Below are 13,863 nucleotides of genomic sequence, written 5' to 3' on the forward strand. Positions count from 1 at the left end.
CGAGGCGTGGACCTCTTTGCGGCAGCTGATGCTCAACTCATGCGGATCGCCAGCTCGGTGCCGGCAGCGTCCTGGGACAACCTCACACCCGCCGACCTGACAGTCCGCGAGGTCGTCGACCACATCGTTGCCGGCAACATCTTCGCAGTACGCCTCTTGGACGGCGCCTCCGCAACCGAGGCGACTGCCGGCCTGGACACCGACCAACTCGGCCCCGACCCGCTGACCGCGCTAGCCACCTCCTGCGAAGCCCAGCGAGCCGCCTTCGCCGCCGCCGACCAAGGCGGGCCGCTGCACCATCCGAGCGGCGACATCACCTATGAAACCTTCGTGAGGTTCCGCCTCGGCGAGCTCGTCGTGCACGCCTGGGACATAGCAATCGGCGCAGACCTCGACCCGACCCTCGACCCTCAACTGACCGAAAACCTCTGGGCGATGGTCAAACCCCACGTCAGCGAAATGCAGTCGATGGGCACCTTCGGCGCCGGCGCCAGCGACACCCTGCCACAGGACGCCCCAGTCCAGTCCCAGCTCCTGGATGCCTTCGGCCGCCGCCCTACCTCGGCAACGTGAGGATTTCGGCTCCGTTGTCGGTGATGGCGATGGTGTGTTCGCTGTGGGCTGTGCGGCAGCCTGTGGCGCTGCGCAGGGTCCAGCCGTCGTCGTCAATGACCAGTTCGGCGGTGTCCGCCATGATCCACGGCTCCAAGGCGAGCAGTAGACCAGGACGCAGCTTGTAGCCGCGGCCCGGCCTTCCCGTGTTCGAGACGTGCGGGTCCTGGTGCATCGTGGAGCCGATTCCGTGGCCGCCGAACTCGGTGTTGATCGGGTAGCCCGCCTCGCTGAGGACGGTGCCGATCGCGTGGGAGATGTCGCCGATGCGGGCTCCGGGGCCGGCGGCGGCAATCCCCGCGGCCAGCGCGCGTTCGGTGGCGTCGATCATGGCGACGCTCTCCGGGGGCCGGGAGTCGCCCACGATGAAGCTGATGGCCGAGTCGGCGGCGAGGCCGTCCTTCAAGACCGCGAGGTCGAGGGACACCAGGTCGCCGTCGGCCAGCGTGTAGTCGTGCGGCAGCCCGTGCAGCACGGCGTCGTTGACGGACGTGCAGATGTAGTGCCCGAACGGCCCGCGCCCGAAGGACGGCTCGTAGTCGACGTAACAGGACTGAGCACCGGCATCGAGGATCATCTCCGCGGCCCAGCGGTCGATGTCCAGCAGGTTGGTACCCACCGCGCTGCGGCTCTTCATCGTCTGCAGAATGGAAGCCACCAACGCACCTGCCGCCTTGGCCCGGGGCAGTTCGGTGGGGGTGAGGATCTCGATCATGCGGCGCCTTTCACACGCGGAGCCAATAACTATACCGGCCATACTATGCCGGTACTATCATCGGGTCATGGTCAGACTGCCGCTCACGTCCGCGGAGGTCGAGCGCGGACAGCGCCTCGGCGCCCTGCTGCGTCGCGCCAGGGGCGAGCGCTCGATGCTCGAGACCGCCCTCGACGCCCACGTCTCCCCGGAGACGCTCCGCAAGATCGAGACCGGCCGCGTGGCGACCCCTGCCTTTCCGACCATCGCCGCGATCGCCGACGTCCTCGGCCTCTCCCTCGACGCCGTGTGGGCAGAGATCAACCGGCCCGAGCCCGGCGCCGAACCCACCAGCCCCGGTCAGCGCCTAGCCTCTTAAAACACCGGCGGCGTGCTGGCGCGAATCACCGGGTACGCCGGGACAGTGCGGCGAGTCAGCTCGGCGTCCGTCGTGGTGGCCCGGTAGACCGCCTCCTGAGCAACGGCGGTCAGGTCAACGTGGACAGTCGTCAGCTTCGGTACGACGTCGCGCAGCGTGCTGATGTCGTCGAAGCCGGCTACCCCGATGTCCTGCGGGATCCGCAGCCCGCGCTCGCGCAAACCGGCCAGTGCCCCAAGCGCCATGTCATCGGTGACGGCAAAGACAAGTTGCAGCTCGCGAACCTCCGCATCGCTCAACCCGAGCATGAACTCCCGCGCACCCACCCAACTGAAATCGGGGTTGTGCACCCGAGTAGTGGCGTCCTCCACACCCGACTCGACCAGGCCGGCCACGAAGCCCTCGACTCGTTGCCGCATCGACAGCAGGGGAGTACCACTGCCAAGAACGAGGCACCGCCGGTAGCCGAGGGCGGCCAGTTCGCGGGCCAGCTGACGGGACCCCTCGTGGTTGTCGAAGTCGACCGTCTCGAAGGGCAGATCCGACCGGCTGATCAGGACGACCCGCCCGCCGGTCTCCTCGTAGCGCTGCAACTCCTCGACGAGTTGGTCCGACGACGGCGGATCGACGTACCCGGTGCCGGCCAGGATGATCGCCCGCGGCTGCTGGCCACGCAGTTCCCGGACCAGGTCGAGCTCCCGGTCGGCCTGCCGCTCGGTGACGGCGATCGAGACGTGCAGCCCGATCGCCTCGGCCTGCTTCATGATCTCGGCCGCCATCGCGGAGAAGTACGGGTCGGAGATCAGGCTGAGCACCAGCGCGATCGTCCGCGACGTACCGCGGGCCATCGCCTGGGCCGGCAGGTTCGGGGTGTACCCGAGCTCGCGGGCCGCCTGCAGTACCCGCTCGCGATAGCTCTCCGCGACCTTGCGGGAGGAGCCGTTCAGCACCCGGGAAGCGGTCGGCTGGGAGACTCCCGCGGCACGCGCGACATCGTCGAGCGTGGCGGGCCGCCTGGCCCCGGAGTCACCCGGCATCCCCTTCACCCGCGCAGCCTAGCGGCGCCACACCCGGTCCGGACAGGACTTCCGGAAATCGCTGGACGTGCATGATGGGATGGTCGGCATGCGGAAAGTCGTGCTGATCACCGGAATGCAGGCCGCGGGCAAATCCACCATCGCACCACTGCTCGCCAGCCGCCTCGGCCCACCCGCCGCGACGGTCGACGGCGACGTGTACTTCCGCGCCGTTGTGTCCGGCGCCGTCGGCATGACACCGGACCCAGCGCCCGAAGCGCTTCGCCAGCTCCAACTCCGGTACGACGCCAGTGCGCTCGTGGCCCGCCACTATCTCGAAGCGGGCTTCGATTTCGTCTGCTCCGACATCATTCTCGGCGAGCACGTCGCCCGCTGGCTCGACTCCTTCCAGGGCATCGCCGACCCGCACCTGGTCGTACTCGTCCCGTCCGTCGACTCCATCGTCGAACGCGAACAGGGCCGTGGCTCCAACGCCTATAGCGCCTGGCAAGGTCCCGGGATGACCCTGGCCGACGCGGTGCGAGCACTCCAAGAGGGTCTGCAGGACATCCCGCGCCGCGGACTCTGGCTCGACACCACCGGCCAGACCCCCGAGGAATCGGTCGAAGCCATCCTCCAGGACGACCTCAAATCCTCAGCCTGGTAGGGAAGTCATGATGCGCGCGGCAACAGACAGCGCGACATCATCCCGTCCATGCGGCGCGACAACCTGCGCGCCCACCGGCAACCCGTCGACCAGACCAACCGGCACGCTGACCGCGGGATGTCCGGTCACGTTGAATCCCCAGCAGAGGTCGCACACGATGAGGTTGTCCTCGTGCTGGTCGTACCCATGCGCCACCGTCAACGTGGTCGGCGTGACCAACGCATCGACCTCAGCGAAGAGATCGGCCAGCTCCGTGCTGTTGTGAGTCCGCACCATCACGGCCTCGCGCAACACCGCCCCGTCGACGGTCTGCCCGGCATCAAGCGCCCGCAACGCCAGCCAGGCTTCGTCAACGGCAAGCCAGTCAAGCGAAGCATCCCGTACGACGAAGTCCGACAAACTGTCACGCACCAGCTGAGCAACAGCCGGATCAGCCATCTGCCGTCCAAGCCGGGCAGTGTAGGCAACCCTCCACGGCCCCGCCGACAACTCAGGCACCGGCCAGTGCGGCAAGGCACTCGGGTCGAGCCGATCCGGCCCACTGACCAAGCTGGTCGCGGTGACGACATCCTCCAAAGACGCCCCGATGATCCCCGAAGTCATCAGCCCGGCCAGCGATCGACCACCCGGCCGCGGCACCCGGCCGGCCGTCCCCTTGAACCCGACAACCCCACAGAACGCAGCAGGAATCCGCAACGACCCGGCACTGTCCCCGCCGGTGGCAATCGGTACGACGCCCGCCGCAACCGCCGCCGCAGCACCGGCCGACGACCCACCCGGCGACCGGGAGAGGTCCCAGGGATTGCGGGTGAAGTCCCGGCCGTTCCAGCCGAACGTCTGCGCCACGGCCTCCGGATGGGCGCGAGTCGACGTACCGATCGCGATCGCGCCGGCCGCGAGCAACCTGGTGACGATGGGCGAGCCCACCGGCGTACGGGCCTTGATCAGGAAGGGGACCCCGGCCAGCGGCAGCTCAGGATCGACTCGAAGAGCCGCGGCGCGAGCGCCGTCGGCGTCCAGCGAGTCGATGAAGTGCAACACCGGATCGAGCCGCTCCACCGCATCGAGAGTCTCCTCGACGATGTCCAGCGCAGTACGGCGACCCGCTCGAACGTCGGCGACCAGCCCGGCCGCGGTGGGCCTGGCGGCGGTCAGGCGTTGAGCCCCTCGCCGCTGTGGTCGTGCTCCTCCTGGTTGAGCACGGGGGAGACCGGCCAGTCGTCCGGGTAGTCCTCGGCGAACTCCTCGGCCTCGGCGAACAGCCGCTTCTTGTACTTGCGCGACAGCCGGTCGCCGAACACCATGCCCTGGGTGTGGTCGGTCTCGTGCTGCAGGCAGCGGGCGAGCAGGCCGTCGCCCTCGTAGGTCACCGGCTCACCGTTCTCGTCGACGCCGGTGACCCGGGCGAAGTCGGGACGGGCGCACTTGGTGAAGGCACCGGGAAGGGACAAGCAGCCCTCGTCGCCCTCGTCGAGCCGGCGGTCCTTGCCCTCGGGGAGCTCGAGCACGGGATTGCAGACGACGCCCTGGTGCCGCCGGCCGGCCTTGTCCGGGCAGTCGAAGACGAACAGCTGCAGGTCGACGCCGACCTGGTTCGCGGCCAGCCCGACGCCCTCGGCCGCGTTCATCGTGGCGACCATGTCCGCGACCAGCTTGTGCAGCTCCGGGCCGAACTCGGTCACCGGCTTGTTCACGTGGTGCATGACGTCCGTGCCCCATCGGGTGATGGGCAGCACCGAACCGTCAGTAGGCAGCGTAGGCATGCCAGAAATCCTAGCGAAGCCGGGCGTCAGGCCCACGTCCGGAGTACCGGCACGCAGCCGGTACTCCGGAGCTGGTGCCGTCAGGCCTGGTTGACCTCGTCACGCCAGGCGACCCAGTCGCGGAGCAGACCGAGGTCGTAGTCCGGGCCGGAGGTGTGCACGGTGAACAGCCGGGTGCCGACGTCGAGCATCGCCTTGCCGAGCTCTTCCGGGCTCTTGTGGCCGACGGCGGTGGAGCGCTCGATCTCGCCCGGGTCGCGGCCGATCGCGGCGCAGTGCGCGTCCAGCACCTCGTGCTTGTGGGCGATCGTCTCGGCGTCGCCGAAACCGTGCCAGATGTTCGCGTGCTGGGCGACCAGCTTGAGGGTCTTCTTCTCGCCGCCACCACCGATCAGGACGGGGATGTCCCGGGTCGGCTTCGGGTTGAGCTTGGCCCAGCGCCGCTCGATCCGCGGCAGTGCCTCGCCGAGGGCGTCGAGCCGGCCGCCCGCGGTACCGAACTCGTAGCCGTACTCGTCGTAGTCACGCTCGAACCAGCCCGAACCGATGCCGAAGATCAGCCGGCCGTCGCTGATGTGGTCGACCGTGCGGGCCATGTCGGCGAGCAGGTCGGGGTTGCGGTAGGAGTTGCAGCTGACCAGACAGCCGAACTCGATCCGCTCGGTCGCCTCGGCCCAGGCCGCGAGCATCGTCCAGGCCTCGAAGTGCAGGCCGTCGGGCTCACCCGTGAGCGGATAGAAGTGATCCCAGTTGAACGCGACGTCCACGCCGATCTCCTCGGCAGCGGCCACGGTCCGCCGGATGACGGCGTAGTCGGCGTGCTGCGGCTGGATCTGGACGCCGATCCGGACCGGGTACTTTCCGTACGGGCGGGGGGAGTCAGTCGATGTCATGACGACCAGCCTACGTCGTATCGGAGGAGCCTCCGGATGGGCTCGTCCGCTGGGTGGAATCGCCGGACCGGTCCACCGCCGAGATGTCGGTGGCAGGCGGTAGGTTCCGAACCATGGACCTCAACGGCAGACCCGACCCGCCCACCGAAGCCGGCGAGAAGGAGACGCTGGTCGGCTTCCTGGAGTTCCAGCGCGCCACCCTGCGCTGGAAGTGCGAGGGACTGACCGCGCAGCAGCTCGGGTCGGCCGTCGTCGCGCCCTCCTCGATGACGCTGCACGGCCTGATCCGGCATCTCACCGAGAACGAGCTCGGCTGGTTCGTCGGCACCTTCACCGACGAGTTGGTTCCGGTCCTCTACTCCTCACCCACCAACCCGGAGGGCGACTGGACCGACCTCGAGCCCGGGCAGTTCTCCGCCGACCTCCGCCGGTACGACGAAGCGGTCGGCCGGGCGCGCGCCGTCATCGCCGGCCTCGAGCCCGACCACGTCGGTGAGGACGAGGGACGCCGCTACACCCTGCGCTGGGTGCTGGCCCACATGATCGAGGAGTACGCCCGCCACAACGGCCACGCCGACTTCCTCCGCGAACGCCTGGACGGCGCGACGGGGGAGTAGTCAGGCGCTGTCGCGATCCTCGTCATCGGCCAACAGACTCTCCGCATGCTTGTCGGCCCAGTCGCCCAACGCGCGAATGGGAACCAGGAGATCCTGGCCAGGGACGGTCAGCGAGTACTCCACCCGTGGCGGCGCTTCGGCGTACCGGCGGCGCTGAACCAGCCCATGCCGTTCGAGCCGGCGGAGGGTCGTGGTCAGGACTTTCTGGCTGATCCCACCGATCTGGGTGCGGAGGTCGCCGGGTCGCACAGGTCCGTCCGCGAGCGCGTAGAGGACCACCATCGACCAAGTGCCGCTGATCAGGTCGACGGCGACCCTGGCCTGGCAGTCGGCGAAGAACTTCTGGTCGTCCATCACCATCCATTCTGCCGGACCCGAAACGCACCCGGAGGTGCCGATCGGATCGCCTAGCTTTCCCAGCATGCGAATCGGAATCCTGGGCAACGGACAGATGGCGGACGCGCTCGGCGGGCAGTGGACGAGGGCCGGACACGAAGTGCTGGTCGGCGGGCGTGATCCGGGGAGAGCGACAGATTGCGCCGCGCGGATCGGTGCCGGCGCCGGAACATTGCTAGAGGCAAGCGATTTCGGCGAGGTCACGCTGCTCGCAGTACCGGCCACCGGCGTCGAGGAGACGCTGCTGGCCGTCGACGCGCCGGCCGGCCGGTTCGCCGGCCGGACACTAATCGACTGCACGAACGCCCTCGTACCAGGCGAGTTCACCTTGGCCGTTCCCGCGATGGCCGAGCGGGTCGCCGGCCTGGCGACTGGGAGCCAGGTCGTCAAAGCCTTCAACCTGGCCGCCGACTCGGTCTGGCGCGAGGCGCCGCACAGCTTCGAGGGCGAGCCGCTCGGCGTCCCGCACTGCGGAGATCACGCAGCCGCCAACGAGCGGGTCGCCGTGCTGATCCGTGACCTGGGCTGTACGCCGATCGCGGCGGGCGGTCTGGCCCGAGCCAGCCTGCTGGAGGCGACCGCCGCCTTCGCGATCGGCGCCTGGGTCAACGGTGCCGACGTGCGCTCCCTGTTCCCGCCGCTGGCGGCCGCCTTCGGCACCGTTCACCCGTCGATCAGCAGAAGTTGACGCCCGGGAACGGGTCGGTCGGGGTCCAGACGTCCACGGCCGGGACGTAGCCCCAGCGGCCCTTGTCGTCGCCGTACGTGTGGTACCAGATGCTGTTGCCACCGCCGTGGCGCTGGCCGATCGTGTAGCACTTGAAGTAGCTGAACCCGGTCTGAAGGGTGTCGACGATCTCGACCGGGTTGCCGGACGGCGTGTCGTAGCGCGGGCTCAGGTAGATCGAGGCGCCGGCCCGATTACCGCAGTACAGGCTGCCGTTGCTGGCGTAGCACGACGCTGCGGCCGCCGCCGGACTCGTGGAGACCGCCGGCGCGGCTGAGGCCGTCGTAGTGGCGCCTGCTGCCAGGACCGCCACGGAGCCGGCCACGGCGAGCGCCTTCGACTTTCCGAATGTCACGTGTATCTCCCCTCATCGGGCGCCGGAACCTCAGCGCGGCGCCAGTATGTCCAGCCGCAGGGGGCGGAATCGCCACGCTTCGAGGATCTTGAAACTGTTTGACCGTTAGGCTCGGGGCATGAGCCGTAAGTCGAGCATCGCCCCTGTTCGGTGGACTCCGCCGCCCGCGCCCGAAGCCAGGCAGCCGCGGCGGATCGAGGTCCAGACCGTCGCGGTTCCGGGCGCCGGCCCGGAGGACACCCTGATCGATGCCGATGGCAACGTTCTGACCGGGCTGGTGGACGGCCGGATCCTGCTCGTCGGCGCGGACGGTACGACGACCGAGGTTCTCGCCGACACCGGTGGCCGGCCGCTCGGACTGGAGTGGTTGCCCGACGGCAAGGTGCTGATCTGCGACGCCCATCGCGGGTTGCTGACGCTCGACCAGGACGGCCGGATCGAGACCCTGCTGGGCGAGGTGGACGGCCGGCCGATGAAGTTCTGCAACAACGCGGACGTGCTGCCCGACGGCACGATCTACTTCACCGACTCGTCCACCCGGTTCGGCGTCGACGAGTGGATGGCCGACCTGCTCGAGCACTCCGCGACCGGCAGCCTGTACCGGCTCACCCCGGACGGCGAGCTGACCCGGCTGACGACGAACCGCCCGTTCCCCAACGGCGTGGCGCTCAGCAGCGACCACCGGACGCTGTTCTTCGCCGAGAGCGCGAGCTACGGACTCTTCAAGCTCGACCTCACCGATCCCAACGCCGAGCCCGAACTGGTGACGACGATCCCCGGCCTGCCCGACAACATCGCCCGCGGCTCCGACGGCCTGATCTGGGTCGCGATCGGCTCACCCCGCAACGCCCTACTCGATCTGCTGCTGCCGAAACCCCCGGTACTGCGGAAGGTCGTGTGGGCCCTGCCCGAGGCGTTCAAGCCGAAGGCTGCCGACATCATCGAGATCCAGGCGTACGACGACGCCGGCAGGCTGGTCCACGACCTGCGCGGCAAACACCCCGACTTCCGGATGCCGACCGGCGTCCGCGAGCGCGACGGAAAGGTCTGGCTAGGCAGCATCGGCACCACCCACCTGGCCACCTTCCCGACCCCTGCGCTGCCGAGTCGGTAGCGGTCAGCCGATCTGCCAGGAGCGTTTGGACAAGCCGTACCAGAAGCCGTCGACGACGGTCTCAGCTGTGCCCAGTGAATCCTCGGATGCGCCGAGAGAGACGAAGAGCGGCGCGAAGTGCTCGGTCCGCGGGTGGGCGATCCCGGCGGCCGGGGCCTTGTGCAGGAAGTCGATCAGCGAGTCGACGTCCTGCTTGGCCAAGGCTCGCTGGGCCCAGTCGTCGAACTCGACAGACCAGGTCGGCGCGGCGGCGTCGGCCGGCCCGCCCAGGTTGATCGCGCGGAGGTTGTGCGTGGTGAAGCCGCTCCCGACGATCAGTACTCCTTGGTCGCGCAACGGCGCCAGCTTGCGGCCGATGCCGAACAGCTCTGCCGGATCGAGTGTCGGCATCGACACCTGGAGCACCGGGATGTCGGCGTCCGGGTACATCTCCTTCAGCGGCACGTAGGCGCCGTGGTCGAGCCCGCGGTGCGGGTCGTCGTACACGGGATTCGCGGGGGAGTGCAGGAGCTTCCGGACCTGGTCGGCCAGCTCGGGCGCGCCGGGGGCGGCGTACTGGACCTGGTAGTACCGCTCGGGGAAGCCCCAGAAATCGTAGAGCAGGGGGACGGTCTCGGTCGCGGCCAGCGTCAGCGGTGCCGCCTCCCAGTGGGCGGACACGATCAAGATCGCCTTCGGCCTGGTCAGACCGGCGGAGACGGCGGCGAGTTCCGCCGTCCACTGCCGGTCGTCTGCCAGCGGGGGTGCGCCGTGACTGAGGTACAGGACGGGTGTCCGCGGGGTGTCACTCATCGGAGAGTCCTTTCGGAGGTCTTGCTCTCTCCAATGTAGTTGAACACTCAATTATTCCCAACGGCTACTTCTTGGCCGGTGGGTCCTCCTCGCCGTTGCCGGTGACGACCAGGGAGAAGTCGGCGCCGTGGGTGCTGACACCTTCGATGACGGCGGCCTCGACCGCCTCGGTGCCGATCGCCTTGCGGAGCATCAGGGGATCGGTGCGCAGGTCCTTCGCCAGCGCGACCGCCAGGCCGACCATCACGAGCGCGAACGGGAGGGCCGCGACGATCGTGAGGTTCTGCAAACCCTGCAACGCCTTCGCGCCACCTCCACCGACCAGCAGCATCACGGCGGCGACCGCGCCGGTCAGCACGCCCCAGAAGATGACCAACGGCTTCCGGGGGTTGATCGCGCCACGCTGGGACAGCGTTCCCATCACGATCGACGCCGCGTCCGCACCGGAGACGAAGAAGATCGCCACCAGGACGACGACCAGGATCGTGGTCACCGACGCCAGCGGGTACTGGTTGAGCAGCCCGAACAGCTGACCCTCGCTTGTCGACTGACCGGCGATGTCGGCGCCGTGCCGCTGGCTGTCGATCGCCGCCCCACCGAAGATGCAGAACCAGACCAGGCTGACCAGCGACGGCACCAGCAGGACGCCGGTGACGAACTGCCGGATCGTGCGGCCGCGACTGATCCGGGCGATGAACATCCCGACGAACGGCGTCCAGGAGATCCACCAGGCCCAGTAGAAGACGGTCCACGACGACAACCAGGCCGCCATCGCGTCGCCGCCGCTGGCCTCGGTCCGGGCCGCCATGTCGGCCACGTCGCGCAGGTAGTCGCCGATCGCGGTCGGCAGCAGGTTGAGGATCAGCACGGTCGGACCGACCACGAAGACGAAACCGGCCAGCGATACTGCCAGCACCATGTTGATGTTCGACAGCCATTGGATGCCCTTGGCAACACCCGACACGGCCGACGCGACGAAGGCCGCGGTCAGCACGGCGATGACGCCGACCAGAACAGCGTTGCCGGTCTTGTCCATCCAGCCGAGGATCTGTACGCCGGACCCGATCTGGAGCGCGCCGAGCCCGAGTGAGGCGGCCGAGCCGAACAGGGTGGCGAAGATCGCCAGGCTGTCGATCACCTTGCCGATCGGTCCCTCGGTGCGCTTGCCGAGCAACGGCGCGAACGCCGAGCTGATCAGTTGCGAGCGGCCGCGCCGAAAGGTGCCGTAGGCAATCGCTATGCCGACGACCGCGTAGATCGCCCACGGGTGCAGGGTCCAGTGGAACAGCGTGGTCGCCATCGCGGTCTGCAGGGCGGCGTCGGTGCCGCCTTCGACGGTGCCCGGCGGCGGCTTCATGAAGTGCGACAGCGGTTCGCTCACGCCGTAGAACATCAGGCCGATGCCCATCCCGGCGCTGAACATCATCGCCACCCAGGAGACGGTCTTGAACTCAGGCTCCTCGTCGTCGGCGCCGAGCGGGATCCGCCCGTACCGGCCGGCCGCGAGCCACAACACGTAGAAGACGAAGCCGGAGGCCAGCAGGACGAAAAGCCAGCCGGTGTTGGTCTCGACCCAGGTCAGCGCCGAGGTGGACGCCGTACCGAGGCTGGTCGCGCTGGCGAAACCCCAAGCCACGAAGGCAAGGGCGATCACGGCGGTGACGCCGAAGACGATCCGGTCCAGCCCGGAGCCGGTACTTCGGCTGCCGGGCGGTGGTGGTGCGGCGAGGGCGGGGTGCTCGCTTGCGTGGTCAGGGTTTGCTTGCTGGCTGTCGAAATCGATCGCCACAGCTGAATCACGCCTCGCTTCGGCGCGCCTCCTTCTCAGGTTTATCGGGGGGACTGCGTAAGCACCGTGCCGAAGATTGTGGCGAAACGCAACTATCGTGGCGTCGGCCACACCGGCGAGTCCCGCCCCGGTGAGGGCGCGTTACTGTGCCGACCATGCGATTCGGAATCACGATTTTGCCGGAGTACCGCTGGTCCGAGGCGGAGCCGAAGTGGCGCCGCGCGGAGCAGCTCGGCTTCGATCACGCCTGGACCTACGACCATCTGACCTGGGGCGGTCTGCAGGACTCACCCTGGTACGGGACGACGCCGACGCTGACCGCGGCGGCGCTGGCCACCTCGACGATCAAGCTGGGCACCTTCGTCACGTCGCCGAACTTCCGGCACCCGCTGACGCTGACCCGCGACCTGCTGGCCCTCGACGACATCTCGGCCGGCCGCATCCTGTGCGGGATCGGCTCGGGCGGCGGGATCGACTCGACCATCCTCGGCGGCGACGAGCTGACGCCGCGCCAGAAGGTCGACCGGCTGGCGGAGTTCGTCGACCTGCTCGACAAGCTGCTGACGACGGACAAGGTCGACCACCAGGGTGAGTACTTCGCCACCCGCAACGGCCGCACGCTGCCCGGCTGCGTGCAGGAACCCAGGATCCCGTTCGTGATGGCCGCGAACGGTCCGCGTTCCCTGCGCCTCGCAACCCGGTACGGCGCCGGCTGGGTGACCACCGGCCTGAAGTCCGACGACTACGAGACCTGGTTCGGCTCGGTCCGCGACCTCAGCCACCGGCTGGACGACGTACTGGAGGGCCGGCCGTTCGACCGGTACCTCTCCCTCGACTCCGCCCGCTACGCGCTGACCAGCCCCGACGCCTTCGAGGACGCCGTCGGCCGCGCCGCAGCCCTCGGCTTCACCGACGTCATCACCCACTGGCCCCGCGCCGAGGGCGTGTACGCCGGCAGCGAAGACGTGCTGGAGCAGATCGCCACCGAGGTCATCCCACGGCTGCGCTGAGGGCTGGGGGAAGCTGAGTGACTGAAGAGGGCCGTACACCGGGTGGTGTACGGCCCTCTCGTTTTCAGTTCTTCGAAGGACTGATCCGAAAGATCAGATCGGGCGGATGTTCTCCGCCTGCAGGCCCTTCTGGCCCTGGGTGATCTCGAACTCGACGCGCTGGTTCTCGTCCAGCGAGCGGAAGCCCGAGGTCTGGATGGCCGAGTAGTGCGCGAACACGTCCGCGCCACCGTCATCCGGGGTGATGAAGCCGAAGCCCTTGTCAGCGTTGAACCACTTGACAGTACCGACAGCCATTGTTGTCTATCTCCTTGATGGCTTGTAACAAGACGCGATCCACACCTCATGAACCGCGTGTCGCCGAAAGGCCCCAGACGACGAAACCGGCCGTACAGCACAGCAAAAGTCAGTGGGAGTCCAAAACTGCAACGCGACAACTGTAGCCGATTCCGAGGCTCGTGTGGGGGGTGACCGCGAACACGTGTCGCGGAAAGTTGCCTGCCGCCACGCTCCGTGAGACGCGCGGTCGCGCGCCCGGCGCCCGCGAGGGCCGGTTGAGAAGACAACGAAACCCCGGCCGACCTGCTGATTCGTGCTGCCGGACGGCCCGTCGAGCGGCCCTGAGACCCGACAAGGGTGGACAAGGCGCCCTGTACGCCGGGTGATGGCTGCTCGGTCGTGCTGAATTTCTCCGGCGTGTCGTGCGGCTCTGGACAGCGGACCCGCGGCGGGACAAGGTGTGCGGGTGATCCTCAGAGTGGAACGCAGCGGTGGCTTCGCCGGTCTGGTGGCCGGCGGCGAGCTGGACACTTCGGCCGAGCCGGACCGGGAGCGCCTGGAGAAGGTCGCGCGCGGCCTGGCCGGGGCGCGGCTGGGCTCTGGCCGCCCGCAGCCCGACCGGTACGTCTATCGCCTGCAGGTGAGCGATACAGCGGACAGCGAGCCGACAGAGTTCACCGTGGCCGAGCAGGACCTGGACGAAGACACCGCCTGGCTCCTTGACCGAGTCCTGCAGTCCTAGAGCCAGGCGGCGCTTCTA

At 68.5% G+C, this 13,863-nt stretch carries 18 protein-coding genes; 8 read left to right on the plus strand and 10 right to left on the minus strand.

Annotated elements, in window-relative coordinates; translation table 11 throughout:
- Positions 1–6 precede the first annotated feature (6 nt).
- The gene (locus tag AB0F51_RS03035; protein WP_360273152.1) at positions 7–573 is read left to right on the plus strand and encodes a TIGR03086 family metal-binding protein; all 567 of its coding nucleotides are present in this window, start codon (positions 7–9) and stop codon (positions 571–573) included.
- Here AB0F51_RS03035 and map read toward each other — a convergent pair.
- Positions 557–1,327, minus strand: a complete 771-nt coding sequence (gene map, locus AB0F51_RS03040; protein WP_360273154.1) for a type I methionyl aminopeptidase — start codon at positions 1,325–1,327, stop codon at positions 557–559. The two genes, AB0F51_RS03035 and map, sit on opposite strands and share 17 nt — an antisense overlap.
- 67 nt (positions 1,328–1,394) lie before the next feature.
- Here map and AB0F51_RS03045 point away from each other — a divergent pair, with 67 nt between their 5' ends.
- Positions 1,395–1,685, plus strand: a complete 291-nt coding sequence (locus AB0F51_RS03045; RefSeq protein ID WP_360273157.1) for a helix-turn-helix transcriptional regulator — start codon at positions 1,395–1,397, stop codon at positions 1,683–1,685.
- On the opposite strand, the gene AB0F51_RS03050 is transcribed toward AB0F51_RS03045, so the two are convergent.
- The gene (locus tag AB0F51_RS03050) at positions 1,682–2,722 is read right to left on the minus strand and encodes a LacI family DNA-binding transcriptional regulator (RefSeq protein WP_360274560.1); all 1,041 of its coding nucleotides are present in this window, start codon (positions 2,720–2,722) and stop codon (positions 1,682–1,684) included. The two genes, AB0F51_RS03045 and AB0F51_RS03050, sit on opposite strands and share 4 nt — an antisense overlap.
- A gap of 88 nt (positions 2,723–2,810) precedes the next feature.
- Here AB0F51_RS03050 and AB0F51_RS03055 point away from each other — a divergent pair, with 88 nt between their 5' ends.
- A complete protein-coding gene (locus tag AB0F51_RS03055; protein WP_360273160.1) occupies positions 2,811–3,368 on the plus strand; it encodes an AAA family ATPase in 558 nt (185 codons plus the stop codon).
- On the opposite strand, the gene AB0F51_RS03060 is transcribed toward AB0F51_RS03055, so the two are convergent.
- The 3 genes from AB0F51_RS03060 to AB0F51_RS03070 form a co-directional block, all read right to left on the minus strand.
- Positions 3,357–4,427 carry an amidase gene (locus AB0F51_RS03060; protein ID WP_360273163.1) on the minus strand — a complete coding sequence of 357 codons (1,071 nt, stop codon included), beginning with the start codon at positions 4,425–4,427 and terminating at the stop codon, positions 3,357–3,359. The genes AB0F51_RS03055 and AB0F51_RS03060 overlap by 12 nt on opposite strands.
- Positions 4,428–4,519: 92 nt before the next feature.
- A complete protein-coding gene (def, locus tag AB0F51_RS03065) occupies positions 4,520–5,131 on the minus strand; it encodes a peptide deformylase (RefSeq protein WP_360273166.1) in 612 nt (203 codons plus the stop codon).
- Positions 5,132–5,211: 80 nt separating this feature from the next.
- The gene (locus AB0F51_RS03070; protein WP_360273169.1) at positions 5,212–6,024 is read right to left on the minus strand and encodes an LLM class F420-dependent oxidoreductase; all 813 of its coding nucleotides are present in this window, start codon (positions 6,022–6,024) and stop codon (positions 5,212–5,214) included.
- Between the two features lie 113 nt (positions 6,025–6,137).
- Here AB0F51_RS03070 and AB0F51_RS03075 point away from each other — a divergent pair, with 113 nt between their 5' ends.
- Positions 6,138–6,641, plus strand: a complete 504-nt coding sequence (locus tag AB0F51_RS03075) for a DinB family protein (RefSeq protein WP_360273172.1) — start codon at positions 6,138–6,140, stop codon at positions 6,639–6,641.
- Here the strand turns inward: AB0F51_RS03075 and AB0F51_RS03080 are convergent, their stop codons facing one another.
- Positions 6,642–6,995: a helix-turn-helix domain-containing protein gene (locus AB0F51_RS03080; protein ID WP_360273175.1), complete on the minus strand. Its 354-nt coding sequence runs from the start codon at positions 6,993–6,995 to the stop codon at positions 6,642–6,644.
- Positions 6,996–7,062: 67 nt separating this feature from the next.
- Here AB0F51_RS03080 and AB0F51_RS03085 point away from each other — a divergent pair, with 67 nt between their 5' ends.
- Positions 7,063–7,725 (plus strand): NAD(P)-binding domain-containing protein, encoded by a 663-nt coding sequence (locus tag AB0F51_RS03085; RefSeq protein WP_360273178.1) that lies wholly within the window; start codon positions 7,063–7,065, stop codon positions 7,723–7,725.
- Here the strand turns inward: AB0F51_RS03085 and AB0F51_RS03090 are convergent.
- On the minus strand, positions 7,712–8,119 hold the full coding sequence (locus tag AB0F51_RS03090; protein WP_360273181.1) for a hypothetical protein: 408 nt from the start codon (positions 8,117–8,119) through the stop codon (positions 7,712–7,714). The two genes, AB0F51_RS03085 and AB0F51_RS03090, sit on opposite strands and share 14 nt — an antisense overlap.
- A 118-nt stretch (positions 8,120–8,237) precedes the next feature.
- On the opposite strand from AB0F51_RS03090, the gene AB0F51_RS03095 reads away from it, so the two are divergent.
- Positions 8,238–9,233, plus strand: a complete 996-nt coding sequence (locus AB0F51_RS03095; protein ID WP_360273184.1) for an SMP-30/gluconolactonase/LRE family protein — start codon at positions 8,238–8,240, stop codon at positions 9,231–9,233.
- Positions 9,234–9,236: 3 nt separating this feature from the next.
- Here the strand turns inward: AB0F51_RS03095 and AB0F51_RS03100 are convergent, their stop codons facing one another.
- Together AB0F51_RS03100 and AB0F51_RS03105 are read right to left on the minus strand one after the other, a co-directional pair.
- Positions 9,237–10,025 carry a class III extradiol ring-cleavage dioxygenase gene (locus AB0F51_RS03100; RefSeq protein ID WP_360273187.1) on the minus strand — a complete coding sequence of 263 codons (789 nt, stop codon included), beginning with the start codon at positions 10,023–10,025 and terminating at the stop codon, positions 9,237–9,239.
- Positions 10,026–10,089: 64 nt separating this feature from the next.
- A complete protein-coding gene (locus AB0F51_RS03105; protein ID WP_360273190.1) occupies positions 10,090–11,814 on the minus strand; it encodes a BCCT family transporter in 1,725 nt (574 codons plus the stop codon).
- A gap of 155 nt (positions 11,815–11,969) precedes the next feature.
- Here AB0F51_RS03105 and AB0F51_RS03110 point away from each other — a divergent pair, with 155 nt between their 5' ends.
- The gene (locus AB0F51_RS03110; RefSeq protein WP_360273193.1) at positions 11,970–12,824 is read left to right on the plus strand and encodes an LLM class flavin-dependent oxidoreductase; all 855 of its coding nucleotides are present in this window, start codon (positions 11,970–11,972) and stop codon (positions 12,822–12,824) included.
- Positions 12,825–12,917: 93 nt separating this feature from the next.
- Here AB0F51_RS03110 and AB0F51_RS03115 read toward each other — a convergent pair whose 3' ends face one another.
- A complete protein-coding gene (locus AB0F51_RS03115) occupies positions 12,918–13,121 on the minus strand; it encodes a cold-shock protein (RefSeq protein ID WP_012921273.1) in 204 nt (67 codons plus the stop codon).
- Positions 13,122–13,569: 448 nt separating this feature from the next.
- On the opposite strand from AB0F51_RS03115, the gene AB0F51_RS03120 reads away from it, so the two are divergent.
- Positions 13,570–13,845, plus strand: a complete 276-nt coding sequence (locus AB0F51_RS03120) for a protealysin inhibitor emfourin (protein ID WP_360273197.1) — start codon at positions 13,570–13,572, stop codon at positions 13,843–13,845.
- Positions 13,846–13,863: the final 18 nt, after the last annotated feature.

The sequence above is a fragment of the Kribbella sp. NPDC023855 genome, assembly GCF_040639475.1.
Taxonomy (GTDB): Bacteria; Actinomycetota; Actinomycetes; order Propionibacteriales; family Kribbellaceae; genus Kribbella.